Origin of the sequence: Sphingobium sp. OAS761 (assembly GCF_024168485.1) — a bacterium.
GTDB lineage: Bacteria > Pseudomonadota > Alphaproteobacteria > Sphingomonadales > Sphingomonadaceae > Sphingobium.
Window position 1 is genome coordinate 63,059 of record NZ_JALJVY010000016.1, and the last position, 25,750, is coordinate 88,808.

General features: G+C 63.1%; 26 protein-coding genes. 11 read left to right on the top strand and 15 right to left on the bottom strand.

Annotation, left to right across the window (positions count from 1 at the left end):
* Positions 1-37: 37 nt before the first annotated feature.
* Together J3E64_RS18630 and J3E64_RS18635 are read right to left on the bottom strand one after the other, a co-directional pair.
* Positions 38-274: a hypothetical protein gene (locus tag J3E64_RS18630; RefSeq protein ID WP_253344575.1), complete on the bottom strand. Its 237-nt coding sequence runs from the start codon at positions 272-274 to the stop codon at positions 38-40.
* Positions 275-312: 38 nt separating this feature from the next.
* Entirely contained in the window at positions 313-741 is a 429-nt protein-coding gene (locus tag J3E64_RS18635) for a VOC family protein (protein WP_253344576.1), read from the bottom strand.
* Positions 742-814: 73 nt separating this feature from the next.
* On the opposite strand from J3E64_RS18635, the gene hisN reads away from it, so the two are divergent.
* Complete coding sequence (hisN, locus tag J3E64_RS18640; protein ID WP_253344577.1) at positions 815-1,636, top strand: histidinol-phosphatase; 822 nt, start codon at positions 815-817, stop codon at positions 1,634-1,636.
* Here hisN and J3E64_RS18645 read toward each other — a convergent pair.
* Positions 1,630-3,798 carry an AsmA family protein gene (locus tag J3E64_RS18645; RefSeq protein WP_253344579.1) on the bottom strand — a complete coding sequence of 723 codons (2,169 nt, stop codon included), beginning with the start codon at positions 3,796-3,798 and terminating at the stop codon, positions 1,630-1,632. The two genes, hisN and J3E64_RS18645, sit on opposite strands and share 7 nt — an antisense overlap.
* 162 nt (positions 3,799-3,960) lie before the next feature.
* On the opposite strand from J3E64_RS18645, the gene rpmI reads away from it, so the two are divergent.
* The 5 genes from rpmI to pheT all read left to right on the top strand — a co-directional run bounded on the left by rpmI (position 3,961) and on the right by pheT (position 8,900).
* Positions 3,961-4,164 (top strand): 50S ribosomal protein L35, encoded by a 204-nt coding sequence (gene rpmI, locus J3E64_RS18650; RefSeq protein WP_066699836.1) that lies wholly within the window; start codon positions 3,961-3,963, stop codon positions 4,162-4,164.
* A gap of 13 nt (positions 4,165-4,177) precedes the next feature.
* A complete protein-coding gene (gene rplT, locus J3E64_RS18655) occupies positions 4,178-4,540 on the top strand; it encodes a 50S ribosomal protein L20 (protein ID WP_253344581.1) in 363 nt (120 codons plus the stop codon).
* Positions 4,541-4,710: 170 nt separating this feature from the next.
* Complete coding sequence (locus J3E64_RS18660; RefSeq protein WP_009823218.1) at positions 4,711-5,325, top strand: LysE family translocator; 615 nt, start codon at positions 4,711-4,713, stop codon at positions 5,323-5,325.
* Positions 5,326-5,394: 69 nt separating this feature from the next.
* Positions 5,395-6,486, top strand: coding sequence for a phenylalanine--tRNA ligase subunit alpha (pheS, locus tag J3E64_RS18665; protein ID WP_253344583.1), 1,092 nt, complete (start codon positions 5,395-5,397; stop codon positions 6,484-6,486).
* Positions 6,483-8,900: a phenylalanine--tRNA ligase subunit beta gene (pheT, locus tag J3E64_RS18670; protein WP_253344585.1), complete on the top strand. Its 2,418-nt coding sequence runs from the start codon at positions 6,483-6,485 to the stop codon at positions 8,898-8,900. Before pheS ends, pheT begins: the two co-directional genes overlap by 4 nt.
* Positions 8,901-8,974: 74 nt before the next feature.
* On the opposite strand, the gene J3E64_RS18675 is transcribed toward pheT, so the two are convergent.
* Complete coding sequence (locus tag J3E64_RS18675; RefSeq protein ID WP_253344587.1) at positions 8,975-9,508, bottom strand: hypothetical protein; 534 nt, start codon at positions 9,506-9,508, stop codon at positions 8,975-8,977.
* A gap of 124 nt (positions 9,509-9,632) precedes the next feature.
* On the opposite strand from J3E64_RS18675, the gene J3E64_RS18680 reads away from it, so the two are divergent.
* Positions 9,633-10,514 (top strand): aldose 1-epimerase family protein, encoded by an 882-nt coding sequence (locus tag J3E64_RS18680; protein WP_253344589.1) that lies wholly within the window; start codon positions 9,633-9,635, stop codon positions 10,512-10,514.
* 44 nt (positions 10,515-10,558) lie between these two features.
* Positions 10,559-12,136, top strand: a complete 1,578-nt coding sequence (locus J3E64_RS18685; RefSeq protein WP_253344591.1) for a peptide chain release factor 3 — start codon at positions 10,559-10,561, stop codon at positions 12,134-12,136.
* Positions 12,137-12,155: 19 nt separating this feature from the next.
* On the opposite strand, the gene J3E64_RS20745 is transcribed toward J3E64_RS18685, so the two are convergent.
* Both J3E64_RS20745 and J3E64_RS18690 read right to left on the bottom strand, forming a co-directional pair.
* A complete protein-coding gene (locus J3E64_RS20745) occupies positions 12,156-12,281 on the bottom strand; it encodes a hypothetical protein (RefSeq protein WP_301287368.1) in 126 nt (41 codons plus the stop codon).
* A gap of 29 nt (positions 12,282-12,310) precedes the next feature.
* Positions 12,311-12,709 (bottom strand): gamma-glutamylcyclotransferase, encoded by a 399-nt coding sequence (locus J3E64_RS18690; RefSeq protein WP_253344593.1) that lies wholly within the window; start codon positions 12,707-12,709, stop codon positions 12,311-12,313.
* 346 nt (positions 12,710-13,055) lie between these two features.
* Here J3E64_RS18690 and J3E64_RS18695 point away from each other — a divergent pair, with 346 nt between their 5' ends.
* A complete protein-coding gene (locus tag J3E64_RS18695; RefSeq protein WP_253344595.1) occupies positions 13,056-13,241 on the top strand; it encodes a PspC domain-containing protein in 186 nt (61 codons plus the stop codon).
* A gap of 335 nt (positions 13,242-13,576) precedes the next feature.
* On the opposite strand, the gene J3E64_RS18700 is transcribed toward J3E64_RS18695, so the two are convergent.
* The 4 genes from J3E64_RS18700 to J3E64_RS18715 all read right to left on the bottom strand — a co-directional run bounded on the left by J3E64_RS18700 (position 13,577) and on the right by J3E64_RS18715 (position 17,463).
* Positions 13,577-14,317, bottom strand: coding sequence for a DUF72 domain-containing protein (locus J3E64_RS18700; protein WP_253344597.1), 741 nt, complete (start codon positions 14,315-14,317; stop codon positions 13,577-13,579).
* Between the two features lie 98 nt (positions 14,318-14,415).
* Positions 14,416-15,054, bottom strand: coding sequence for a peptidylprolyl isomerase (locus tag J3E64_RS18705; protein WP_253344622.1), 639 nt, complete (start codon positions 15,052-15,054; stop codon positions 14,416-14,418).
* A gap of 145 nt (positions 15,055-15,199) precedes the next feature.
* Entirely contained in the window at positions 15,200-17,002 is a 1,803-nt protein-coding gene (locus J3E64_RS18710) for an acyl-CoA dehydrogenase C-terminal domain-containing protein (RefSeq protein ID WP_253344599.1), read from the bottom strand.
* 50 nt (positions 17,003-17,052) lie between these two features.
* Positions 17,053-17,463 carry a MerR family DNA-binding transcriptional regulator gene (locus tag J3E64_RS18715; protein WP_253344601.1) on the bottom strand — a complete coding sequence of 137 codons (411 nt, stop codon included), beginning with the start codon at positions 17,461-17,463 and terminating at the stop codon, positions 17,053-17,055.
* Positions 17,464-17,630: 167 nt separating this feature from the next.
* Here J3E64_RS18715 and J3E64_RS18720 point away from each other — a divergent pair, with 167 nt between their 5' ends.
* Positions 17,631-19,253, top strand: coding sequence for an NAD(P)/FAD-dependent oxidoreductase (locus J3E64_RS18720; RefSeq protein WP_253344603.1), 1,623 nt, complete (start codon positions 17,631-17,633; stop codon positions 19,251-19,253).
* A gap of 73 nt (positions 19,254-19,326) precedes the next feature.
* Here J3E64_RS18720 and J3E64_RS18725 read toward each other — a convergent pair whose 3' ends face one another.
* A complete protein-coding gene (locus J3E64_RS18725) occupies positions 19,327-20,118 on the bottom strand; it encodes a sulfite exporter TauE/SafE family protein (RefSeq protein ID WP_253344605.1) in 792 nt (263 codons plus the stop codon).
* Between the two features lie 330 nt (positions 20,119-20,448).
* On the opposite strand from J3E64_RS18725, the gene J3E64_RS18730 reads away from it, so the two are divergent.
* Positions 20,449-21,531 carry a mannose-1-phosphate guanylyltransferase/mannose-6-phosphate isomerase gene (locus J3E64_RS18730; protein ID WP_253344607.1) on the top strand — a complete coding sequence of 361 codons (1,083 nt, stop codon included), beginning with the start codon at positions 20,449-20,451 and terminating at the stop codon, positions 21,529-21,531.
* 10 nt (positions 21,532-21,541) lie between these two features.
* On the opposite strand, the gene J3E64_RS18735 is transcribed toward J3E64_RS18730, so the two are convergent.
* The 4 genes from J3E64_RS18735 to gmd all read right to left on the bottom strand — a co-directional run bounded on the left by J3E64_RS18735 (position 21,542) and on the right by gmd (position 25,629).
* Positions 21,542-22,297 (bottom strand): class I mannose-6-phosphate isomerase, encoded by a 756-nt coding sequence (locus J3E64_RS18735; protein WP_367398647.1) that lies wholly within the window; start codon positions 22,295-22,297, stop codon positions 21,542-21,544.
* A gap of 85 nt (positions 22,298-22,382) precedes the next feature.
* Positions 22,383-23,558, bottom strand: coding sequence for a polysaccharide biosynthesis/export family protein (locus J3E64_RS18740; protein ID WP_253344611.1), 1,176 nt, complete (start codon positions 23,556-23,558; stop codon positions 22,383-22,385).
* Between the two features lie 123 nt (positions 23,559-23,681).
* Positions 23,682-24,581 carry a GDP-mannose 4,6-dehydratase gene (locus J3E64_RS18745; RefSeq protein WP_253344613.1) on the bottom strand — a complete coding sequence of 300 codons (900 nt, stop codon included), beginning with the start codon at positions 24,579-24,581 and terminating at the stop codon, positions 23,682-23,684.
* Between the two features lie 13 nt (positions 24,582-24,594).
* Entirely contained in the window at positions 24,595-25,629 is a 1,035-nt protein-coding gene (gmd, locus tag J3E64_RS18750; protein WP_253344615.1) for a GDP-mannose 4,6-dehydratase, read from the bottom strand.
* Positions 25,630-25,750 lie beyond the last annotated feature (121 nt).

Consider the following 25,750-nt stretch of genomic DNA (forward strand, 5'->3'; position numbering starts at 1 on the left):
CGGGGCCGGCAAAAGACCGGGCCTGGCAAAAGGAAGCTTACGCGGCCGGCAGCAGAAGCAGCGGCGTCGCGCAGAGCAGGATCAGCGCGGTCACAATGCGCTGACCGCGCGAAATGCCCATCGGCTTGTCGCGCCACAGCATCGGGCAGGCGAGCACTGCCAGCGCGATCAGAAGGTTGGACAGCATGACGGAGCCGCCCATCGGCAGGTCCTGCCGCAGGGCAAGACCTGCAAAAAGGCCTGCAAAGCTCAATATCCAGCCAATCAGTCCCATGCTGCCATGCTAGGGGACGGGGGTTACCGAAGCCCTAATCAGCCGGCGTCGGCCCAAGGATCGTAGCTGCCGAAGCTCCAGACATTGCCCTCCGGATCGAGCGCGACATAGCCCCGCCCCGGATAGCCCTGATTGTCGGCGGGCTCCTGCACCACCACTGCGCCTTCGTTGCGGGCATGGAGACAATGGGCGTCCGGGTCGGGCACGACGACATAGGCGCAGGCCGTGACTCCGCCAAGGTTGCGGGCGGTGGACCAGGTGTAGAGCGATTCGCCCTCCGCGTCCTTGGCGCTGCCCAGCATCACCATGCCCGCGCCCAGCACCAGCTGCGCATGATGAATGATCGTGGGATCGGCGTCGTCGGGGTAGACGGCATGCCGTTCGAATCCGAAGGCATCGCACAGGAAATCTATCGCGGCCGGCGCATCGGCATAGCGCAGGCATGGGATGACGGGCGAACCGGGCATGTTCCTCTCCCCTTTTCCGGAATCGGGATGCGCCAGTCTAGCTTAGTGCGTTCCTACGGGCTAGGCGCAAGGCATGACGACCCGTGACGACCTGGCTCTTGCCAACCGCCTTGCCGACGCCGCCGGCGCCGCCATCCGCCCCTTTTTCCGGGCGCGATACGATATGGAGATCAAGGCCGACAAGTCGCCGGTGACCGAAGCCGACCGTGCGGCCGAAGCCGCGATCCGCATGATTCTGGAGAAGGAACGGCCCGATGACGGCATTGTCGGCGAGGAATACGGGTCCGTGCGCACCGATGCCGAACGGGTCTGGATTCTCGATCCGATCGACGGCACGCGCAGCTTCATTGCGGGACGGCCCATCTTCGGCACGCTCATCGCGCTGACGCAGGGCGGCTGGCCGACCATCGGCATCATCGACCAGCCGATAGCGCGCGAGCGCTGGGCGGGGATGGCGGGCCAGCCCACGACCTTCAACGGTCAGGCCGTGCGCACACGATCCTGCCGGGCACTGGAGGCGGCGGGCATCGCCACGACCAGCCCGCATCTGTTCGCGGACGGCGACGTGCCGCATTATATGGCGCTGGTCGCCGCCGTGTCGGGCGGGTCGCCGCGACAGGGGCCGGTCTATGGCGGGGATTGCTATAATTACGGGCTGCTGGCGTCGGGCTTCCTCGACATCGTCATCGAATCGGGCCTGCAAAGCTATGACTTCGCCGCGCTCGTGCCGGTGGTGGAGGGTGCGGGCGGCGTGATGTGCGACTGGAATGGTGAACCGCTGACCGCGGACAGCGAAGGGCATGTGCTCGCGCTCGGCGACCCGGCGCGGTTGGAGGATGTGCTGGAGGCGCTTCATGCGGGCGCGCACGACCATGGGCACGACCATCATCACTGAGCGCGCCGGCTAAAGGATTCCCAGAAACTTCTTCTTCTGGGTCTTTGCTCTTTCGTGCTGCCCTTGCCCTTTTCATCCTTCGCCGTGGTGCCGCGCCCGACATCGTCGCGGGGCTTGCCGCTCTTGGTCCGTTGCGCCTGCGCGCTGGCTCCGGCCAGAACGGGACCACAGGAGGTCGATTTCGCATCCCCGACATCAACGAAGGCCAGCACCGATGCCAGCGGGCCGGCAGCGATACCGAGGGCCGCGCCCGCGCCGCCGCGGGCCAGCAATTCGGGCGTGACGACGCTGAAGCCGGGCTTTGCGAAATAGCCGCCGATGCCGACCGGCGACTGGCCGGAAAACAGGCTGAACTTCTTGCCGTCGGCGCGGAAGACAAGGTCGAGGCTCTCATTCTTGAACGAAAAACCCCCGCGCCCCAGCATGACATTCTTCTTCGTGTCGATCAGGATCGGGTCGGCGGCCGCCACGCCGTCGCGCACGGTGAAGGCGATGAGGCCGCAATTAATCTCTACCGGCTCCTTCAGCTTCTTCTCGAACATCTTGGTAATGAAGGTGCCGACGTCGATCTCCGCCAACTGGACATTGCGTGCCCACATCGTGCCCGCAGGCAGGACGACCGCGATCCGACCGTTGGAACGGCTCAGCGAGTCATGCAGCGTGTCGCCAAGGCCGCTCATCTGCACCCGTGCCTTGACCGTGCCTGTGGTGCCCGATTCCTCGACGCCCCAGCCCTTGAGAAGCGTGCCCATGGGTGTTGGCGACAGGCGAATGTCGTAGGTCGTGCGGACCGGCTGGTTGCGGGCGTTGATCTCTATGTCCGACGACACATGCCCGCCCGACATGTCGAAGGTCAGCGGCGACAAGGTAAGAAGGCTGTGGTCGAGCTTTACCGTCACTGCGCCGTTGGAGACGGGGAGGTTCGGCGCGCGGATCGTCCTGACCGTGTAGTTCACATCGGCATCGAAATTGCGGATCGCCTCGACCCGCAACGGGGCATCGGGGAGCAGGCGCGGCGTGCCGTTGACAGTGCTTATCGCGCCGTTTGCGCCGCGCGCCTCGATCGCCTGCGGATCATAGCCGATAAAGGGCGCGATATCGACGATGTCGAGTTTTTGCGTGGCCATGTCGGCGTCGATCAGCAGCCGGTTTTTCGGTAGCGACACGGTCATTTTGCCCGTCAGGTCGCTGTCGCCAAACATGCCCTTGAGCCGGGTGAAGCGCCATTCCTCGCCCGCCTTCGTCAGCGTAGATGTAAAGCGATAGCGGCGCGTATCGGGGATCGCGACGCCAAGGAAATCGAACAGCAGGCTGAGATTGGGACCGGTCGTCATGACGCGCAGGTCGCTGCCTTCCAGCACCGTCGCGCCGGGCAGGGTGCCGCTTACCTCGAAGATCGTCGGCCCTGACACAGCCCGCATCGCCAGCTTGTTGCGACCGCCCGTAACGGTCTCATTGGGCGACAGCAGGCCGCCCGTCAGCGTGAACGGCGTTCCGCGCATCATGCCATCGCCGGTGAAGCGAATGTCGCGCTCAAACGCCGTGTCCTGCGCCTTGCTTGTCTCGAAGGCGATGTCAGTCGACAGCTGCATCACCGGATCGCGATAGCGGAGCCGCGTGCCCGCCAGCAACGCCCGCCGGATGAGCGGCAGGTTCATCGGCTCTCCCTTGGCATTGGGATATCCCAGCGCCCAGGTGTTGTGCGAGCGGTCCTTCGACCATTCGAGGTCGGCAGCGGCGTTGCGCAATTCGAGCCATTTCACGCGATATTTGTCGCCGAACATCAGATTGAACGGAGAGATGCGCATGTCGATGAGGTCGGCGCGAAACAGATCTGGCTGGCTGGCCCAGGGGAGGTTGGCAATGCGCATCCCCTCCGCGCGGAACTTGATGGTAATGACGTTGAAATAGAGTTGGAAGTCGCCGTTGACCTGCACCTGACGCCCTAGCCTGCTGGCCGTGAAGCGTTCGAAGGGATGTTTGAGGAAGCGGCCTTTGGTGATGAACAGGATGAGCCAGAGCGCGAAGAGGATGCCGACGATCCAAAGCAGGACGCGCACCGGAAAAGGCAGGCGGCGCCAGCGTTCCCGACCGCTACGCGCGTGGTCGCGCCATGTGCGGGCAGGCGCGTCGGCGCGCGGCAGAGTTTCAATATCGGCCATGGAGATGGTTCCAACGCTTGCCGATGCGGAATGGCTCCGAATCGCTTGCTTTTCCGGGGATGGGTGATTAAGGCCCGCCCTTCGCGATATTCAGTGAGACCGCCCGGCTAACTAGGGCTGCCGTGGCTGTCTGTAATCGTCGCGCTGCAAAAGGAGACGAAAATGCCCAAGATGAAGACCAAGAGCGGTGTGAAGAAGCGCTTCAAATTCACCGCCACCGGCAAGGTCAAGCACGGCGTCGCTGGCAAGCGTCACCGCCTGATCAGCCACAATGCGAAATATATCCGTCAGAACCGCGGTACGTCCGTCCTGTCGGACGCCGATGCCGGTCATGTGCGCCTGTGGGCGCCCTACGGCCTCAAGTAAGGAGTTCTGACCCATGGCACGTGTCAAACGTGGTGTAACCACGAAGGCGAAGCATAAGCGGATTCTGGATCAGGCGAAGGGCTATTATGGCCGTCGCAAGAATACCATCCGCATCGCGCGCCAGGCCGTCGAAAAGGCCGGCCAGTACGCCTATCGCGACCGCAAGGTGAAGAAGCGGACCTTCCGGGGTCTGTGGATTCAGCGCATCAACGCGGGCGTTCGCGCCGAAGGCCTGACCTATTCGCAGTTCATGCATGGCCTGAAGCTGGCCGGCGTCCAACTGGACCGCAAGGTTCTGGCCGACATCGCGATGCATGAAGGCGAAGCGTTCAGCGCCATCATCGCCCAGGCGAAGGCTGCGCTGCCCGCCGCCTGAGCGGAATGATCGCAAGATCGTCCAAAGGGGCGCCGGGGCATCAGGCTTCGGCGCCCCTTTTTGTTTTTGCGGTTTCGTTTGTTCCGAATAGCCATTGAGCAACGTCGAGATGGCGTATCGAAGGACTGCTCAACCCGAACGGGCAAAGATGAAGGTAAAGGACCCATTGTATGTCGCTGCATCTCTGGTGGATCTACGTCACGGCGGTGTTCCTGATCTCGGCGACGCCCGGCCCCAACATGCTGCACGTCATGGCGCAGAGCATCGCCCATGGCCCGCGCAAGGCGCTGGCGACAATGGCGGGACTGATGAGCGCGGTGCTGCTATGCCTTGTCGCGTCGGCGCTCGGCCTTGGCGCGTTGCTCAAGGCCTCGCCGCGGCTGTTTGACGTGCTGCGCTATGCCGGCGTCGCCTATCTGGTCTGGCTCGGCATCAAGGCATGGCGCGCGCCAGTGGGCATGGGCGATGCCGCGCGTCCCGTCAAATCCGACCATGCGCTCTTCGCCACCGGGCTATTGACAGGCCTGTCCAATCCCAAGCTCATTATCTTCGCCGCCGCGCTCTTTCCGCAGTTCATCGTCCTCGATCGGCCCTTCTGGACGCAGCTTGCCATATTGATCGCCAGCTTCGTGGTGATCGAAAGCTTCTGGTATGGCGTCTACGCTTTGGGTGGCGGCCGGTTGAAGCGCTGGCTCGCCCCCGCCAATCGCCAGCGCCTGTTCAACCGCGGCACCGGCCTGCTCTTCATCGGCTTCGGCGGAGCGCTGCTTGGGGCGCGCGCCTGACCCTTCCCTTGACGCACCTGCGTCGCTAAGGCGCGGGCATGGTTTTGCCCCTCAGGCTCTGGAAGAAGAATGACCGAGATTAGCGCATTGAAAGCCGGCCTGATCGCCGACATCGCCGCGGCGGAGACGCTGGACGCGCTGGAGGCGCTGCGCGTGGGGGCGATGGGCAAGAGCGGGGTTGTCACCGGGCTGCTCAAGACTCTTGGGTCCATGTCGCCCGATGAACGGCTGGAAAAAGGCCCGCCGATACAGGATCTGCGCGAATCGGTAACGGTGGCGCTGGCCGAGCGGAAGGCTGCGCTGGAGCAGGCGGCGCTGGACGTGAAGCTGGCGTCTGAGAAGGTCGACATGACCCTGCCGGTCGATATCGGACCGCAAGGAACCGTCCACGCAGTCAGCCAGGTAATGGACGAACTGGCCGAAATCTTCGCCGACCTCGGCTTCTCCGTCGCCACCGGGCCGGAGATCGAGGACGACTGGCATAATTTCACCGCGCTCAACATTCCCGAGACGCACCCGGCGCGCGCGATGCACGATACCTTCTACTTCCCCGATGAGGAGGGGCAGAAGAAGATGCTGCTGCGCACCCATACCTCGCCGGTGCAGATCCGTACGATGATGAACCAGGAGCCGCCGATCCGCATCATCGCGCCCGGCCGCGTCTATCGCAGCGACAGCGATGCGACACACACGCCGATGTTCCACCAGATCGAAGGGCTGGTGATCGACAAGGGCATCACGCTCGGTCACCTGAAATGGACGCTGGAAACCTTCCTCAAGGCGTTCTTCGAACGCGAGGATATCGTGCTGCGGCTTCGGCCGAGCTATTTCCCCTTCACCGAGCCGTCGGTGGAGGTCGATGTAGGCTATACGCTGGTGAACGGCCAGCGCGTCATCGGCGGCGACGGCGACAGCCCGGGCGGCGGGTGGCTGGAGGTGCTGGGAAGCGGCATGGTCAACCGCCGCGTGATCGCAGCGTGCGGGCTCGACCCTGATGAATGGCAGGGCTTTGCCTTCGGCACCGGCGTCGACCGCCTGGCCATGCTCAAATACGGAATGAACGACTTGCGCGCCTTCTTCGACGGCGATCTGCGCTGGTTGAAACATTACGGCTTCTCGGCACTGGACGTGCCGACGCTGAGCGGGGGAGTGGGCGCATGAAGTTCACACTGAGCTGGCTGAAAACGCATCTCGACACGCGTGCGGACCTGGCGACCATCCTAAAGGCGCTGAACGCCATCGGCCTGGAGGTCGAGGGTGTGGAGAATCCGGCCGAGAAGCTGGGCGCGTTCAAGATCGCCAGGGTGCTGACCGCGCAGAAGCATCCACAGGCCGACAAGTTGCAGGTGCTCACCGTCGACCACGGCGACGGCAACCCGCTTCAGGTGGTTTGCGGCGCGCCCAATGCGCGTGCCGGACTGGTCGGCGTTTTCGGGGTCGAGGGCGCGGTAGTGCCGGCAAACGGCATGGTGCTGAAAAAGACAGCGATCCGGGGCGTCGAATCCAACGGCATGATGTGCAGCGTGCGCGAACTGGAACTGGGCGAGGACCATGACGGTATCATCGAACTGGTCGAAGACGCGCCCGTGGGACAGGTATATGCACAATGGGCGGGACTGGACGATCCGGTCATCGACGTGTCGATCACGCCCAACCGGCAGGATTGCATGGGTGTGCGCGGCATTGCCCGCGATCTGGCGGCGGCGGGCCTTGGCACGCTGAACGCGATCATCGTGCCGGAAATACAGGGCTTCGGTCCCGGGCCGGACGTGCGGACCGAGGATATGGACGGCTGCCCCGCCTTTTTCGCGCGCAGCGTGCGCGGCGTGACCAACGGCGCGTCGCCCGAATGGATGGCGCGCCGGTTGAAGGCCATCGGGCAAAAGCCGATCAGCGCCCTGGTCGACATAACCAATTACATCATGATCGACCTCGGTCGGCCGCTGCATGTCTATGACATGGCGACGCTGAAGGGCGGGCTCGTCGCCCGGAAGGGCAGGGCAGGAGAACAGGTGCTGGCGCTCAACGGCAAGACCTACACTGTCGACGAGACGATGACCGTGATTGCCGACGACGAAGCGGTGCACGATATCGGCGGCATCATGGGCGGCGAACATTCCGGCGCGCAGGACGGTACGACCGAGGTGCTGATCGAATGCGCCTATTTCACGCCGGAGCGCATCGCCGTCACGGGCCAGAAGCTGGGCCTTTCGAGCGACGCGCGCGGGCGGTTCGAGCGCGGTGTCGACCCGGCGTTCCTGGACGATGGCCTATCGATCGCGACTAGTCTGGTCATGACCCTGTGCGGCGGGACGTCGAGCGAGGCGACACGCGCCGGGGCACCGCCGATGGAGCCGAGGACCGTGACATATGCGCCGGGGCAATGTCTGGCCCTGGCCGGCGTCGACGTGGCCGCCGACCGGCAGAAGGAAATTCTGGAAAGCCTGGGCTTTGCCGTCAGCGCGATAAGCGGCGGCGTCGAATATCAGGACGGGATGCCGGTGGTGACGCCCGATCAATGGTACGTGACCGTGCCGACATGGCGCCGGGACGTTGATGGCTGGCCGGACATCGTCGAGGAAGTCGTGCGCATCGTGGGTCTGGACCATGTGCCCTCGACCCCGCTGCCGCGCGTGCCGGGTGTGGCGCGCCCGACCGCGACGCCCGAGCAACTGACCGAGCGTCGTGTGCGTCGCACGGCGGCTGCCCGCGGCCTTGCCGAAGCGATCAACTGGTCTTTCATTTCCGAGAAAGAGGCCGCGGCGGTGGGTGGCGGCGACTGGACGCTGGCGAACCCGATTTCGGAAGACCTCAAGGTCATGCGTCCTTCCCTGCTGCCGGGGCTTTTGTCGGCGACCAAGCGCAACGCGGACCGGGGGGCGACGCAGGTGCGCCTGTTCGAACTGGGGCGCCGCTACTTCAAGCAGGGCGAGCGAGCGACGGTGGGCTTCGTACTGGCTGGCGAGAAGGTCGCGCGCCAGTGGCAGTCCGGCAAGGCCCAGCCCTTTGACGCTTTCGACGCGAAGGCCGAAGTGATCGCGCTGCTGGCCGCCGCCGGTGCGCCGGTCGCCAATCTCCAGAGCTTCGGCGAAGCTTCGGCCGCCTATCATCCGGGCCAATCGGGTACGCTCCGGCTGGGGCCAAAGGTGATCCTCGCCGAATATGGCGTACTGCATCCCAGTCTTGCAAAAACCTTCGGGCTCACGGGTTTCGTGGTCGCGGGCGAGATTTTCCTCAACGCTATCCCGGGCAAGCGCAAGGCAGGTTTCATGCGTGCGCCCTATGCGCCGCCCGCGCTCCAGGCGGTGAAGCGCGACTTCGCCTTTCTTGTGCCCGAGGCGGTAGAGGCGGATGCTGTGGTCCGCGCAGTCAAGGGGGCGGACAAGAAGACCATCGTGGATGCCCGCCTGTTCGACCTGTTTGTCGGACCGGGGGTGGAGGAAGGCATGAAGTCGCTTGCCGTCGAAGTCACGCTGCAACCGGGCGACAAGAGCTTTTCCCAGGAAGAGCTTGAGGCGATCAGCGCTGCCGTAGTCAGGAGCGCGCAAAAGCTGGGCGCGTCGCTGCGAGGATAGGAAACGCCATTTCGCTTCAGGCGGGATCGGCGCCCCTTTCCCGTCTCCGCCTCAAGCCAGGCTTGCAGCGACCGCTAGTTTTTCGTGTCCTTCCTTTTCCCGGGGGCAGGCGGCGGCGGGACCGGCGCGATCCTGCAACCCTTGGCGGATGCCAGTCCGCGCAGATAGCCGCGTCGCGCGATGCCGGCGGTCACGGCAGCCTGCAACCGGCGCTCGGCAGGCGCGGCGCCGCTGATTTCGCGCACCAGGCCCCGGAAAGGGATCAGCGAGTTGACTATGGTCTTGCCCACCGCCTCGGCGATCTTGCCCGTGCGATTTTCATTGGCTTCCTTGCCCACGGTAAAGTCGTCGCCCAGCACTGCGTCCAGTTCGCCGAGATCGCGGTTCAGCGCCTTGCAGGTGCGGCTCGCGGGCGCGGCATAGGGATTTTCGACAGCCTTCGTCAGGACCGGCGGGATATCGTCCTTGTCGAGTCCGACGTCACGCACGGGCTGGCTTGCGATCTTGCCGGCCCGATCCAGCGTATCGTCCCGTTTTTCCCTGTCCTGCGCCACTGCCGCGCCGGACAGCAGAAAGGAAAGGATCAGTCCTCCTGTCATGCTTTTCATTGTCTTGTCTCCCGCCGCTTCAACCGGCGGACCGGCATGTCGGTTCCCTGGCGAAACGATTGCACGGCAAGACAGCAGTGCCGGTCCGGGCTATGGCCGTACGACCCGCAGGAGACCGTAATCTGTGACCGACGATTGCCTTATCATAGCTTCCCCCGGACTGACCGCCGCAATCCAGCCGCTGGGCGCAGAACTCCTGTCGCTTGCCGATGCGCAAGGACGCGAACTGATGACCGATGCCGATCCCCGCTGGTGGGGCGGCCATGCCCCATTGCTCTTCCCGTTCGTCGGCCGATCGCGCGGCGATGTCTATCGTGTCAACGGCCATGAATTCGCGATGCCGCAGCATGGCTTTGCGCGACGCAAGAGCTTTGCGCTGGAAACGCATGGACAGGGCGCGCTGGGGTTGCGGCTGGAGGCGGACGACGAGACGCGGTCCGTCTACCCATTTGAATTCCGACTGGACATGGGGTTCGTCGTCGATGACGTGACGCTGCGCATGACCGCCACGATCACCAACATGGGCGGGGCGAGGATGCCATTTTCCTTCGGCTATCACCCGGCCTTCGCCTGGCCGCTGCCCTATGGCGGGCAAGTCGAGGATCATCGCATCATATTCGACCGGCCCGAGCCCGCGCCGATCCGCAAGGTGGGCAATGAACCCGGCCTGATCGCCCGCGAAACCTTTCCATCGCCGGTGACCGGCGACACGCTGATCCCAACCCACGCCATGTTCGAGGGCGACGCGCTGATCTGGGACGATTTGAACAGCCGATCGCTCACTTGGGGTGTGCCTGGCAAACCGCATCTGAAGATCGACTTTCCCGATATGCCGTGGCTCGGTCTTTGGCAGAAGCCGGGCGCTCATTATCTGTGCGTCGAGCCTTGGGCGGGCATGGCCGATCCGGTTGGGTTCGACGGCGACATATGGGACAAGCCTGGCATCATGGCGCTGCCGCCCGGTGGTTCGCGCAGCTTCCGGATGGGCGTGACGCTGGTTGCCTGACGCGCGACTCGCTTTGGACGTAAAAATCCCTATATGGGCGCGCCATGACCATTCCATCCCGCCGCACCTTCGCGATCATTTCCCACCCCGACGCCGGCAAGACCACGCTGACCGAAAAGCTGCTGCTGGAAGGTGGCGCTATCCATCTGGCCGGCGAGGTGAAGGCGCGCGGGGCGAACCGGCGCGCGCGGTCGGACTGGATGAAGATCGAGCAGCAGCGCGGCATTTCCGTCACCTCGTCGGTCATGACGTTCGAGCGGACGCGCGACGGAGAAACCATCACTTTCAACCTGCTCGACACGCCGGGGCACGAGGATTTCAGCGAGGACACCTATCGCACGCTGACCGCCGTCGACAGCGCGGTCATGGTGATCGATGCGGCCAAAGGCATCGAGCCGCAGACCCGCAAGCTGTTCGAGGTCTGTCGGCTGCGCAATGTTCCGATCATCACCTTCGTTAACAAGGTGGATCGGGAAGGTCGCGAGATTTTCGGCCTGCTGGACGAGGTGGCGGACCAGTTGCAGCTCGACGTCTGCCCGATGAGCTGGCCCGCCGGCATGGGCGGCGAATTCGAGGGGATCTATGATTTCGCCACCAGCCGCCTTCGTCAGCCGACCGGCCCGTCGCGCGAATATGAAGGCAAGGAGGCCTATGTCACGGGTCTTGACGATCCGAAACTGGCGGAGCTGCTGTCGGACCAGGCGCTGGAAAAGCTGCGCGAGGAAGCGGAACTGGCGCAGGGCGGCTATGCCGAATTCGACCTCGGCCGCTATCGCGCCGGTGACCTGACGCCGGTCTATTTCGGCTCGGCGCTCAAGCTGTTCGGGGTTACCGAACTGATCGACGCTCTGGGCCAGCACGCGCCCCCGCCGCGCGCACAACCGGCCGAGCCGGCGCCGGTGGAGCCGGAACAGAGCGAAGTCACCGGCTTCATCTTCAAGGTGCAGGCGAACATGGACCCGATGCACCGCGACCGCATCGCCTTCATGCGGCTTTGTTCGGGGAAGTTCAAACGCGGCATGAAGCTGACCCCCAGCGGATCGGGAAAGCCGCTTGCCGTTCATTCGCCCATTCTGTTCTTCGCGCAGGATCGCGAACTGGCGGACGAGGCGTTTCCGGGCGATATCATCGGCATTCCCAATCACGGCGCGTTGCGCGTCGGCGATACTCTTAGTGAAAAGCCGGGGTTGCGCTTCACCGGGTTGCCCAATTTCGCGCCGGAAATATTGCGCCGCGTGGTGCTGAAGGACCCGACCAAGACCAAGCAGCTTCGCAAGGCGTTAGACGATCTGAGCGAGGAGGGCGTGATCCAGGTCTTCTATCCGGAGATCGGCAGCCAGTGGATCGTCGGCGTAGTCGGGCAGCTTCAACTCGAAGTGCTGATTTCGCGGCTTGAGGCGGAATATAAGGTCGCGGCGGGTCTCGAACCTTCGCCGTTCGACACGGCCCGCTGGATCAGCGGCGATGATGCCGCGATAAAAGACCTGGTCGCCTACAACGGCGGCAACATGGCGAAGGATCGGGACGGCAACCTGGTTTTCATGGCCAAGAGCGCGTGGGACATCGGCTACCAGCAGGAACGGCACCCCAAGGTCAAGTTCAGCGCAACCAAGGAGCGGTGAGACCCTGCGGGGTGGCCGGTCAGGCCGACACCCGGTCCTCGCACGGCGCCTTGTTCGAAAGTGCGACGAATATCCCCGCGAACAGATGGACGGCGATCGCCGCGACAGGCGGCAGATGTCGGACTTGCCACCGCCGCCTTTTCATTTCCGTTTGTCCTGACGTCGAAAAGCCGGTCAATGACGGTCCGCCTGCGCCAGAAAATCTCCGCTCTCGATCGGTGACAGACCGGCGACGCTTCTATCATAGACATAGGCCCATGCTTCCACCGGGCCGTCCGGGGCAATCACGATGAGCCTTATGCGCCGATATTCGTGCGGCGGTGGAAAATGCGGGGAGCACTCCTCATAGTCGTCGAGCCAGGCCAGCGTCGCTTCGGCCTCCTCCAGCAAGAGCAAATCTCCCGCCACGCGCCCGCCTGCGCCCGGGACGAACCCTGGATAGGACGCGACGCGATAGAGCATCCCTTGAGCGTGGGCGGCGCCGAGATATCGTGTCGCCGTGCGCAATCGCCGTGCCATCGGACTGTCGGCGCCCCTGCGCAGCGTGCCGTAAACAAAGAGATGGTCCAGCATGTTCATCGATATCCGGAAAAAATGCGCAGATTAGGTGAATAATCCCAACAATATAAATATCGCACAGCCGGGAGGCGAATTCGCCCAGGCAAATATCCCGGATTTTCGCCAAATTCTTAAATTGGCACGCGTCCTGCAATTCTGATCGACATCAAGGCCGGATGATCCGGTCAATCAGATCAGGGAGTATCCGCCATGTCCATCGCCAAGTTTCAGAATGCCGCCGTTGCGCTGATCGGGGCCCTTCTGGTCGCCGGCGTTCTTGTCGCCGCGGCAGTCCCGGTGATGCCGATCGCCTGATCGCTCACCGCTTTTTCCTCAATTCATTCCACAGAAGGCCAATGTCATGAACAACAGCTTCACCCTCGACCGTAATCGCGGCAAGATCATGGGAGTCTGTGCGGGGCTTGCGAACCGGAGCGGCGTGGATGTCACACTCATCCGTGTCGGCCTGGTCCTGTTGACCCTGTGTGCCCTGGGTCCGATCGGCGTCGTGGCCTATCTGCTGGCCGGCTGGTTGGCCGAAGGTTGATGCCGGTTCGATGGAAAACCGGCGCTTTCAAAAGTAACCGAAAAGTAAAAAGGCCGCTCCAGTTCAAACCGGAAGCGGCCTTTCTCCATTCCGTTCAGTAGGAATGTAGATCGCGCTTGCGGGGCGATCAAGCATACAGAACCGAATAAAAGGTCAGAACCTGAACCCCGACCGCAACGGCGAGAACCGTTCCCTGAAAAACCTGACGCATATCGTGCTCCATTATTACAAGAATTGGCCACTGATGGTGGCTTGTAGGGCGCCTCTACGCCCGACTTATCTCTGTAACAATCGCAAAGCGCGGCTTTCCGGTTGCAGGAAATGCAACAGACCTGTTACTCAAGTGCCACGATCATGGCCTGCGCTGCCGCCGGATTTCGCTCTTTGGCCCCGCTGATGAAGAAGGCGAACGTATCGCCAGATTGCGCGGCATTTGCAGCCCTTATGGCCCAGCGCTCAATTTCTTCCTTGCTGTAGCCGGTCGGTTCGTCCGGCATGGTACGCATCAACCGCATGTAGGAAAAGCCGACGTCATGGCCGAAGATCGCGGGATATTGGGCATGATCGGCAAGGACGATTGCCGCTCCGGCATCGCGGGCCATGGCCAGAAAGGCAGGATCGTCAAAACTGTCGTGCCTTACCTCCAGCGCGTGGCGCAGTGGCACGCCATCGACACTGGCGGGGAGCAGTTTCAGGAAAGCGCCGAAATCGTCGGCGTCGAATGTCTTGGTTGCCATGAACTGCCAGAGGATCGGGCCCAGGCGATCGCCCAGTTCGGCAATGCCCTGATGCACGAACTTGCCCATTGATTCGCCGGCGTCCGCGAGAATCTTGCGATTGGTGCAATAGCGGGAAGCCTTGACCGCGAACCGGAATCCGTCCGGTACCGCCCTGGCCCACCCTGCGAAGGTGGCGGGCTTCTGGCTGCTATAGTAGGTGGCGTTGATCTCTGTGGCGGTCAGATGCGTGCCGACATAGACCAGTTCGTCCTTTTGGCGCAGGCCTTCCGGGTAGAATAGGCCACGCCACGGTTCATAGACCCAGCCGCCGATACCGACCCTGACCCGTCCCGACATCGCATTCTCCTTTGCGATCCATTGTGCTTGCGGGCGATTGGCGGGGCCAGCGGAAAATGCACGCGGTGATCAGTTTTCCCGCGATGCCGCCACTTTGTTTAACGCTGTATCTTCCGCGTCATGCCTAGCAGCCAGGGCTTTGGTCCTCGCGATGGATTTGCCCTGCCGTCGATCCGCCTGGCGCGCTTTATGACGATTGGCCGCACGATCATTTGCCCGCGCATCGGACCCGTGCCGCAGCAGGTCGGCGCTGCCAGGATTTTTCGCACCACGTCCATCCCCGCGACGACATGGCCGAAGGCGGCATAGCCGATATAGGCGCCGCGTGCGTCCATATTGGGAGTTGCCCCGACCGTGATGAAGAAATTGCCGGTCGCCGAATTGGGCCGGTCGGGCCGCGCCATCGACAGCGTCGCGTCGAGGTGGCGGATGCCCGTCTGATTTGTCGGTTCATGCCGGACGGGAGTCAGCGAGCGGCGAAGGTCCGTATCGATCCCACCTTGGATCAAGCCTTGACCGGCATCGCTCTTGCGGCGGGCGGCGCGATAGAATGTCACGCCGTCAAACCGTCCGTCATCGACATAGGTCAGGAAATTTGCCGAGGTGCGCGGCGCGCGCTTCTGGTCGACGGCGACGATGATGGTGCCGACCGAGGTTTCGATTGCCACCCGCGTGTAACCGGGCGTCGGCCTGTTGGCCGGGATGGGGAGGGCTGATGCCGGGTGCAGGGCCGCCATCAGGACGAAAGCCAGTCGAACAACAATGCGCATCGGCAGTTGAACTAGGGACGGTGCAGGCGGCGCGCAAGCCGGTGCCTGCCCTGCTCGCAGCGGGCAGATCTGAGGGGGCCCCGCAACCTGAGGCGGAATTCCCCCTCACAGATCAGGCCGCGAGGAACAGGTCCGGGTCGAGCGCCATCATTGTTTCGGCGCCGCTTTCGATCTTGCGGCGCAGGGCGCCCGCGTCCGGCATGACGCGTTCGGCGAAGAAACGCGCGGTGATCAGCTTGGCCTCCAAAAACTTGGCGTCCCCTTCACCCGCGTCGAGCAGGGCGGCGGCCGCCTTGCTCATGCGCAGCCACATGAGGCCCACCGCCACGATGCCCATGATATGCATGTAATGATGCGCCGCCGCGCCCGCATTGTCGGGGTTTTTCATGGCATTCTGCATCAGCCACATGGTCGCGGCCTGCAATTGCTGTACGGCCTTCTCCAAAGCCTCGGCGAAGCCGGAGAGATGGTCGTTACCCTTCGCTTCGGCAATTTCCTGGGCGATGATCTTGAGGAAGGCTTGCATCGCCCGCCCTCCGTTCTGCGGCAGCTTGCGGCCGACAAGGTCCATGGCCTGAATGCCGTTGGTGCCCTCGTAAATCTGGGCGATGCGCGCGTCGCGCACATACTGTTCGACGCCGTTTTCCCAGATATAGCCATGGCCGCCGAATACCTGCTGGCTTGCGACAGCGACGTCAAAGCCCTTGTCTGTGCCATAGCCCTTGATCACCGGGGTGAGGAGGCCGATTAGGTCGTCGGCCTGCTGGCGCTCCTCCTCGGTCGGGGCGTGGTGCGACAGGTCGACCTGCAACGCTCCCCACAGGATGAGAGCGCGCAAGCCTTCTGTCAGCGTCTTGGCTTCCATCAGCATCCGGCGCACGTCCGGATGGACGAACAGCGTGTCGGCCTTTTCCTCCGGCTCCTTGGGGCCGGTCAGCGCGCGGCCCTGGCGGCGGTCTCGGGCATAGTGGACAGCGTTCTGATAGGCTATCTCGCCCTGGCCCAGCCCCTGAAGGCCAACGCCCAGGCGCGCGGCGTTCATCATGATGAACATGGCGGCCAGCCCCTTGTTCTCGTCGCCGACCATCCAGCCGGTCGCCCCGTCATAGTTCATGACGCAGGTGGCGTTGCCATGAATGCCCATCTTATGCTCGATCGATCCGCAGGATACGGCATTGCGTTCGCCCAGCGATCCATCTTCCTGCACCATCATCTTGGGCACGACGAACAGCGAGATGCCCTTCGTGCCTTCCGGTGCGTCGGGCGTCTTTGCCAGCACCAGGTGGATGATGTTTTCCGACAGGTCATGTTCGCCGGCGGAAATGAAGATCTTGGTCCCGGTAATCGCATAGCTGCCGTCCGCATTGGGCACGGCCTTGGTCTTGATGAGGCCAAGGTCCGTTCCACATTGCGGTTCGGTCAGGTTCATCGTGCCCGTCCATTCGCCCGATACCATGCGGGGAACGTAAATCTTCTTGAGTTCGTCGCTGCCCTTGGCCAGCAGCGCGGAAATCGCGCCGGTGGTGAGGCCGAAATACATTTCGAACGCCTGATTGGCGGACGTCATATATTCGCCCAGAGCTGTCGCCAGCACCATCGGCAGGCCCTGTCCGCCGAACTCCTCCGGCGCATGGAGCGTGGACCAGCCTGCTGCCACATATTGATCATAGGCATCCTTGAAGCCCGCCGGCGTCGTGACGCTGCCGTCGGCATTGCGTATGCAGCCATCCTTGTCCCCGCTGGCGTTCAATGGGAACAATATCTCGCCTGCCATCTTGCCCCCCTCGGTCAGGATCGCCTCGACCAGGTCGGGCGTCGCGCTGCCGAAACCGGGAAGGTTCGCGTAGCGATCCAGGCCAAGCACATGGTCGAGCACGAAGCGCGTGTCGCGCACGGGGGCGGAATAGCTGGGCATGATCTTCTCCTGCTTATGTCTTGTTATCGCCGGGGAGGGGGGTGGCGATCCTAAAGTTCTTCGATGGTGGTGACGAAAGCGGCCAGTTCGGCAATGGCGGCGTCGATATCGTCCTTTTGCCGGGTCAGCAGGTCGATGCGCGCCCTGCATTTTTCGACGGTGACGCGCCGCTGTTCCTCATGTTCCTCGTCCGCATCGTAAAGGTCGATCATTTCGCGAATTTCGGTGAGGCTGAAGCCCACCCGCTTGCCGCGCAGGATCCAGGCCAGACGCGCACGGTCCCTGCGCGAATAGATCCGGGACAGGCCTTGCCGTTCGGGCGAGATCAGCCCTTCGTCTTCATAGAAGCGCAGCGCCCGCGCAGTGACGCCGAATTCTTCGGACAGGTCGGTGATGCTGTAGCTCTGCCGCTCGCTGTGGTCGGGCAGTTCGATACCGGCGATGCTGCTGCGTTTGTCCATGGCGTTGATGTAATCCTGCTTTACGTTTACGTCAAGGTTAGATAAAATTGCCGGACCGATCTTGCCGCAGCCGCAGGGCGGGGCCAAGCCGTAACGTCCGGCGTCAATCGTTTGACGAACGGAAGCGAGCATTTCCCTTCTCCGCCTGGAACGACTATGAGCGCGCGATGATCCGCCTTTCCGGCCTGAAGCTGCCGCTCGACCACGCGCCCGAAGCCATGGCACCTGCCATCTGCGCCCGATTGGGGCTGGAGGCGGATGAGTTGCGTGGCCACAGTCTCGTGCGGCGGGGCAATGACGCCCGTCGACGCAGTGCGATCCAACTGGTCTATACCATGGATGTCGACGTGACCGACGAAGCGTCGGTGCTGGCCCGGTTTGCGCAGGATCATGACGTGCGGCCGACGCCGGATACCGGCTACCGGTTCGTGACCCACGCTCCCGATGGGTGGCGGGGTCGTCGACCCGTAGTGATCGGGGCCGGCCCCTGCGGCCTGTTCGCCGGTCTTGTCCTCGCGCAGATGGGGTTTCGACCGATTATCCTTGATCGCGGCAAGGTGGTGCGGGAGCGCACGAAAGATACCTGGGGGTTGTGGCGACGGGCGGAGTTGAACCCCGACAGCAACGTCCAGTTCGGTGAGGGCGGGGCGGGCACCTTTTCCGACGGCAAACTGTATTGCCGCGTCAAGGACCCGCGCTTTCTGGGCCGCAAGGTTCTGGAGGAATTTGTCGCGGCGGGCGCGCCGGAAGACATATTGTGGGAAGCGCATCCGCACATCGGCACATTCCGCCTTGTGTCGATGGTGGAAGCGATGCGGCGGCAGATTGAGGCGCTGGGCGGCGAATATCGCTGGCAGACGCGGGTTGACGATCTGGTGCTGGAGCGTTCAGGAGACGGCGCGCGGCGACTGCGCGGACTGGTCCTTCAGGATGGAAGCGTGCTGGAGACCGGCCAAGCCATTCTGGCGATCGGCCACAGCGCCAGGCCGACTTTCGCCATGCTGCACCGGCAGGGTGTCGAGATGCAGGCAAAGCCATTTTCCATCGGCGTGCGCATCGAGCATCCACAGGGCTGGATCGACCGTGCACGTTACGGCAATTGCGCGGGCCATCCCGATCTGGGCGCTGCCGCCTATAGTCTGGCGCATCATTGCGGTAACGGGCGGACCGTCTACAGTTTCTGCATGTGCCCGGGCGGGCGCGTGGTCGCTGCCACATCCGAGGAAGGACGGGTGGTGACCAACGGCATGAGCCAATATAGCAGGGCTGAATTCAACGCCAATTCGGGGCTGGTCGTCGGCATCGAACCGGAACGCGACTATCCGGAAGGGCCGTTGGCGGGTATCGATTTTCAGCGGCACTGGGAGTCCCTGGCATTCGTGGCGGGTGGATCGTCCTACTGGGCGCCTGGCCAGACAGTGGGAGATTTCCTCGCAGACCGTCCGTCGCGCGCGCTCGGATCGGTCGAGCCGTCCTACAAGCCGGGCGTGACGCCAACCGACCTGTCGCAATGCCTGCCGCCCTTCGTAATCGAGGCGTTTCGCGAGGCATTGCCGGTATTCGGGCGCCAGATCGCCAATTATGATCATCCCGATGCGGTGATGACGGGGGTGGAAACCCGCACATCGTCGCCCTTGCGCATTACGCGCGGCAGGGATTTTCAGAGCATCAATGTCACCGGTCTGTATCCTGCCGGCGAAGGGGCGGGCTATGCCGGAGGCATATTGTCCGCAGCGATCGACGGCATCAAGGTTGCGGAAGCCGTTGGGCAGGCGATCGTTTCAGGCTGAACGAGGCGACTTGCTCCAGAGTGCACGCGGCCTGCGTCAGCGTTCCCCGCTATGATGAGGCCGCGCACCGCGCTCAGGCGAGGAGGCGCCATCCGGCAACGATCAGCACCACCGCCAGAAGAGGCTGAAGCACGCGTTCGGATACTTTGGATGCCAGCATCGAGCCGATGATGATGCCGGGTATGGAACCGATGAGCAGGTTTCCCAGCAGCATCAGATTGAAATTGCCGATCCACAAATGGCCCAGACCTGCGATCAGCGTCAAGGGAACGGCATGGACGATGTCCGTCGCGATCAGCCGTTGCAGCCGCATCCGCAGCGGATAGAGGGCCAGAAGCAATGTGGCGCCCAGCGCACCTGCGCCAACAGATGTCAGCGTCACCATGACGCCCAGCAGCGCGCCGGCCGCGACGGTCAGCCCCGCCTGATAGCGCAGGAAGGTGTTGGCCGTCCCCTTGCGGGCATGCACCGCCCAATGATGAAAGCGGCTGCGGAACAATGTGGCGACGGCGGTCATGACCAGCACGCCGCCCAGGGCTTTCATGATCAGCCCGCTCTTGATCTGGTGCGCATCCACCTGCGCCAGCAGGACAAGGACGATGATCGCGGCAGGCAGGCTGCCGATGCACAGGCGCTTGATGACTTCATAGTCGGGCCCGCCTTCGATTCCGCCATGGCGATGATGGACTATCCCGCCCACGCTTTTCGTGATCGCCGCGAACCACAGATCGGTCCCCACCGCGGTGGTCGGCGCAACGCCGAAGAGCAGAATCAGGATCGGAGCCATCAGGGAACCGCCACCGACGCCGGTCATGCCCACCATGACGCCGACGAAAAGTCCAGCGACAGCATGCAACCAATCCATTCAATTCCCCCAAGCGGGCGGCGCCGGTAATTTCGCGGCCGCACACAGGGGCATATCTGCACCAGACGGTCGCGAACAGTCCTTTTTGTCAGCCTGCCGCAATCGAATGGGCATTTGCCCTGTAAGTTTCAGCGACTGCCGCCCGTCATTCGCGGGCGGCGGTAAAAATGACTCATGACACGCGCTTGGCATTGCATGGTTCGAATTGGCCCAATAGACAGGCATCGGCCCGGGTGGTTCTACCCGTCAAGTCATGGAGTTGGCCGGTCATTGCGTCTTTTTTATGCGCGACCTGACCGGTGATGATTGGGGATTTTGGTTATTTCTTCTGTGAGCACTTCGTCCTCGCTCTATCCCGTCATTCTCTCCGGTGGGTCGGGCACGCGTCTTTGGCCTTTGTCCCGGCCCGAATGCCCCAAGCAATTCATCCCGCTGGTCACGGACCGGTCGATGATGCAGGAAACGATCCTGCGCGCATCCGGTCTTGCCGGCCTTGCGCCCGCGCTTGTGGTTTCCAGCGCGAATCACGTTTCCCTGATCGTCGAACAGCTTGCGGCGATCGACCATGATCCCTCGGCCATCCTGCTCGAGCCGGAAGGGCGCAACACCGCGCCGGCGATAGCGCTCGCCGCGCAATGGATAGCCAAACGGGATCGTGACGCGCTGATGCTGGTGATGCCGTCGGACCATGTCATCGCCGATGTCCCGAGTTTCCATCGCGCCGTCGCGGCGGCGATGCCCGCCGCACGATCGGGACGTTTGGTCACCTTCGGTATCCAGCCGCATTATGCGGAAACGGGCTATGGCTATATCGCTAAGGGATCGGCTCTGGACGCTGCCGAATCGGTTTTTTCGGTCGCGCAATTTGTCGAAAAGCCGCCGCGCGAACGCGCGGAGGCTTTTCTGAAGGGCGGGGTCCATTATTGGAATGGTGGAATATTCCTGTTCAACGCCGGCGTTTTTCTGGACGAACTGGCCGCTCATGCGCCCGAGGTGGCATCAGCGGCGCAGAAAGCCCTGTCGGGGGCTCGCCACGTGGGTGACCAGGTCTTGCCCGATGCCGCCGCCTTTTGTGCCAGCCCGGACATCTCGATCGACGTGGCTGTCATGGAAAGGACAGGTCGCGCCGCCGTGGTGCCGGTCGACATGGGATGGTCGGATGTCGGGTCCTGGGATGCGCTCTGGGCGATCCGTGACCGGGATAGTTCCGGAAACAGCGAAAAAGGGGCGGTCATCAACGTCGATGGCGCGGGTAATCTCATCTATGTCGATGGCGGGCCGCCGGTTGCCGCTGTCGGTCTGACGAATTCCGTGGTCGTTTCGACCGCCCAGGGCGTATTGATCATGCCGCGGGACCGGGCGCAGGATGTGAAAGCTGTCGTCGATCTGGTCAAGAAAGGCGCGCTGGACTGAGCGCGGTTGCTCAGGCCATGGTGGCCAGAAGTATCGAAGAGGGGTGATCGGCGGTGACCGTCGCTGCATCTTCGCAGAGCCAGCATTCGCCCCGCGCCCAGCATTCTTCGCCGATCGTGCCGTTTCCTTCAATCGGTATGAACCAGGTCGGTCCGGACGCAGGCAATGTCATGGTAGCGCCGGCCGCCAGTCGGCCGAACTCCAACCGGAAGGGGGCATCGGGTGGAGAAATCAGGCCCCCGCCCGCGTCCGGCGCCACATGGGCAGGTACTCGGTCATAGGGCGTCAGGCTGGACACCGACAGACCTTCCTCCAGGTGCAGTTCCCGCGCCCGGCCATAATCGTACAGGCGATAGGTCACATCCCGGTTCTGCTGGATTTCAGCGAGAACGATCCCGGCACCGATGGCATGGACAGTGCCCGGCGGGATGAAATAACAGTCGCCCGGTCTGACGGGCTTCCAATCGATCATGCTTTCGATCGATCCATCGACCGCCGCGGCACGGAACCGCTCGGGGGACATCTGCTCCCGCAGGCCGATGCCGAGGACAGCGCCCGGGTTGCAGTCCAATATGTACCAGATTTCCTGCTTGCCTCCCGACAAGCCGGCTTCCCGTGCCTGCCGGTCATCGGGATGGACCTGGATCGACAAGCGCTCGCTGGTGGCCAGATATTTGACAAGCAGCGGCGGTGTCGGCCCGTCATCTGCCTCAAACCACATCTCGCCGATGCGGCGGCCGCCGGCATCGCCGAAGAGGTCGGGCAAGACGTCCCGACCCCAGGGTTTCTCGACAAGGCGGGGACGCAATTTCAGCATCGACCGACGACCGTTTCCGCTTGTATCGCTGTCGTCAGTTGCGGCTCACGGCATTGTCGATGGCAACCAGCGGAAGCACCGTGGACGCGAACAGGCCGATGACCCTTTGTGCTTCTGCGACCGGGTTGTTCGAAACATAGATGACGTCCTTGTTCCGGACGGGGAAGTGCTGCATCGCGAAATAGGTCGCCGGGTCCTTCATGTCGACGCGATAAACGACGGGAATGCGGCCATCGGGGGCGACCGACACATCGGCAGCGCGATCGGGCACCAGGGCCGGATCTTCCCAGCGGAACAGGAACACGCCCTTCGGATCGGCCCGGCCGTCCAGCAATCCGCCGATCCGGCCCAGCGCTTGGGCCAGGGTGATGCCGGTGGCCTCGAAATTGACCTCTTGATTCCGGCCGGCCGCGCCAAGCGCGGTGAAACTGTAAGGCTGGAACAGGGCGGTGACGATATCGCCCGCCCGAAGGACCACATTTTGTCGCGGATCGCTGATCACCGACGCCATGGGCATCGTGTAGACTTGACCGTCGCGGCTGATCTGGATGGTGATCTTCTCCGATGGCTGCTTGGCACCGCCCGCGGCTGCTATCGCGTCAAGGATGGTTTCGCCCTTCGGCGTAAGGGGCACCCGCATGCTGTTGCCGACCTCGCCCACGACCGAGACATTCGCGCTCATGTTGCGGATGATACGCACCGCGACCTGGGGAAGGTGGGCCTTGCCGCGCAACCGGGCGGTAATGTCGCGCTCGATTTCCGTTGGCGTGCGGCCTGCGACCCGAACGAGGCCTGCGAAAGGAATCGAGATATTGCCGGTCGATCCGACGATGAATTCCGGCAGCGCCGTCGCGCGGCTGGTATCGACCGACGTTTCGATCATGCTGGAACTGAACAGCACCGCAGGCGGCGCTTCCCAGATCGTCACCAGCAGCACGTCGCCGCGCCCAACGATTTCCCCGATCGCCGGCGACTGGCCGAGCTGGGTCGAGAAATCGGAATATGTCGGTGTCTGCTGGCGGGCCAGCGTTTGCTCGTCCAGGCGGATCACCTGCATGCCCCGGATCGAGGTGCTCCGTCCATCGCCCGCGTGGGCAACGCGCTGGGTGCTCGGCCCCATCGATGTACAGGCCGCGGTCCCCAGCAGGGCGACCAACAGGGCAAGGCGGGGGAGACGTGCTCCGATCCGACGGTTCGACAAACGGTTCATGAAGTCTCCTACTGCCCTCGGCTCGATCTGGCATCCCCGATAGCCGAAAGCGATGCCATCATTTCAAACAACAGGCCGTCGCTGGTTGCAAGACTAATATCGACCAGCCGCGCCCCGTTCACCTCACGCCGTCAGCATCCATTCTATGGTAGACTCTAGCGGTACGCGCGCGAGAGCACCAGTGATCGCTTCGAGCCGGGCGGCGCTGCCGCACAGCGTTTTCACCTCGTCCGCCCGTACGAAAGCGGGGTTTACCCGTACGCTGAAGTCATGACCGGAAATGCGGCGAGCCATGTCCAGCACGTCCTCCAGGGTCACCGCCTGGCCGGAACAGACATTGAAGGTGCCGCCGATGGCGGCGGGTGCCTCCAGCAGCCGTGCATAGGCATCAACCACCGTGCGCACATCGGAAAAATCGCGCGCGACATCCAGATTGCCCAGCTCGATCTCGCGTGCCCGGCGCCGGACATGATCGACGATCTTGGGGATCAGGAAATTCGTGGACTGACCGACACCGGTATAGTTGAACGGACGCGTGACAATGATGGGCAGGCGAGTCGATGCCAGGCGGCAGATCAGTTCGCCCGCCACCTTGGTCACGCCGTAATCATTGGCCGGCGCCGGTGCCATGCTTTCGTCCAGCGTACCTCCGCGATCATTGCCGTAGACGTTCGCGCTGCTCGCCATCAGGATCGAGCGAGGCTTGTGCGGCATCGCTTCCAGGGCGCCGAGCAGATGACGCGTTCCGATCACGTTCGTCCGGTACATTTCGGCCACGTCGCCATGCGCGACAAAGGCAATCGCGGCGAGGTGGACGACATGATCGGGCTTTACCCGGTCGAGAACGGTGCGCAGGCCGTCCGGGTCCGTCAGATCGCAAACATGGGAGGCGACGACGCCGGGAACAGGAGCCGCGGAGGGTTCGCGAAGCAACCCGACGACCTCATGACCCGCTTTCGCCAACCTTTCGGCAAGATATCGGCCGGTAAAACCGGCAACGCCCGTGATCAGGGTTCTGGTCATCGCCATTCCCCCGTCAGAAACTCGCCCCTGCCTCGTTCCGCCGCAGGTCCGCCTTGACCATCATGTCGCACAATTGCTCCAGGCTCGTCTCCGGCGCCCAGTCCAGCTTTTCCTTCGCGTAGCTGGGGTCGCCGATCAGGAGATCGACCTCGGCCGGGCGATAGAATCGGGGATCGATGCGCATGACGGTACGACCGCTGGCGGCGTCGACCGCGACTTCGTCCTCACCTGCGCCGGAGAATTCGACGTCGATGTCCGCCGCCCTGAAGGCGAGACGGACGAAGTCGCGAACGGTTTCCGTGCGATTGGTGGCGAGTACATAGGTATCGGGTTCGTCCACCTGCAACATGCGCCACATGCCCTCGACATATTCCTTGGCAAAGCCCCAGTCGCGCTTGGCATCGATGTTGCCGAGCAACAGGCAGTCGAGCTTGCCCTGCGCGATCTTGGCGACGCTGTCGGTGATCTTGCGCGTCACGAACTCGCGGCCGCGCAACGGGCTTTCATGATTGAACAGAATGCCGCTGCAACCGAAGATGCCATAGCTCTCGCGATGGTTGACCGTGCACCAATGTGCATAGAGCTTTGCCACGCCATAGGGGCTGCGCGGCCAGAAGGGAGTGGATTCGCTTTGCGGGATGGCCTGCACCTTTCCGAACATTTCGGATGTGCTGGCCTGATAGAAGCGGATTGCGGGATTAACGATTCGGATCGCCTCCAGCAGGTGCAGCGGTCCGATCCCGGTGATGGCCGCAGTGGTCAGCGGTTGGTCGAAAGACACGCCGACGAAGCTCTGGGCCGCGAGATTATAGATCTCGGTTGCGCCGGATTGTTGCAGCAGACGGATCGAGGTCGACAGGTCGGTGAGGTCATATTCGACCAGATGCAGATTGGGATGATCGTGGACCCCCAATTCCTCGATCCGCCAGAAGTTGACCGAACTGGTACGGCGATAGGTGCCGTAGACCTTATATCCCTTGCCCAGCAGCAATTCGGCGAGATAGGCGCCGTCCTGACCGGAAATGCCCGTAACGATAGCTGTTTTCATCGGTTGGTTCCGTTTTCTTTCTACTTAGGCCAAGTTTCCAGCGCCGCCGACGCGGGAGAGTGTGAATCCGGCGGCTTGAGCTTCGGTGAGCGGGTATATGTTGCGCAGGTCGACGAGTGCA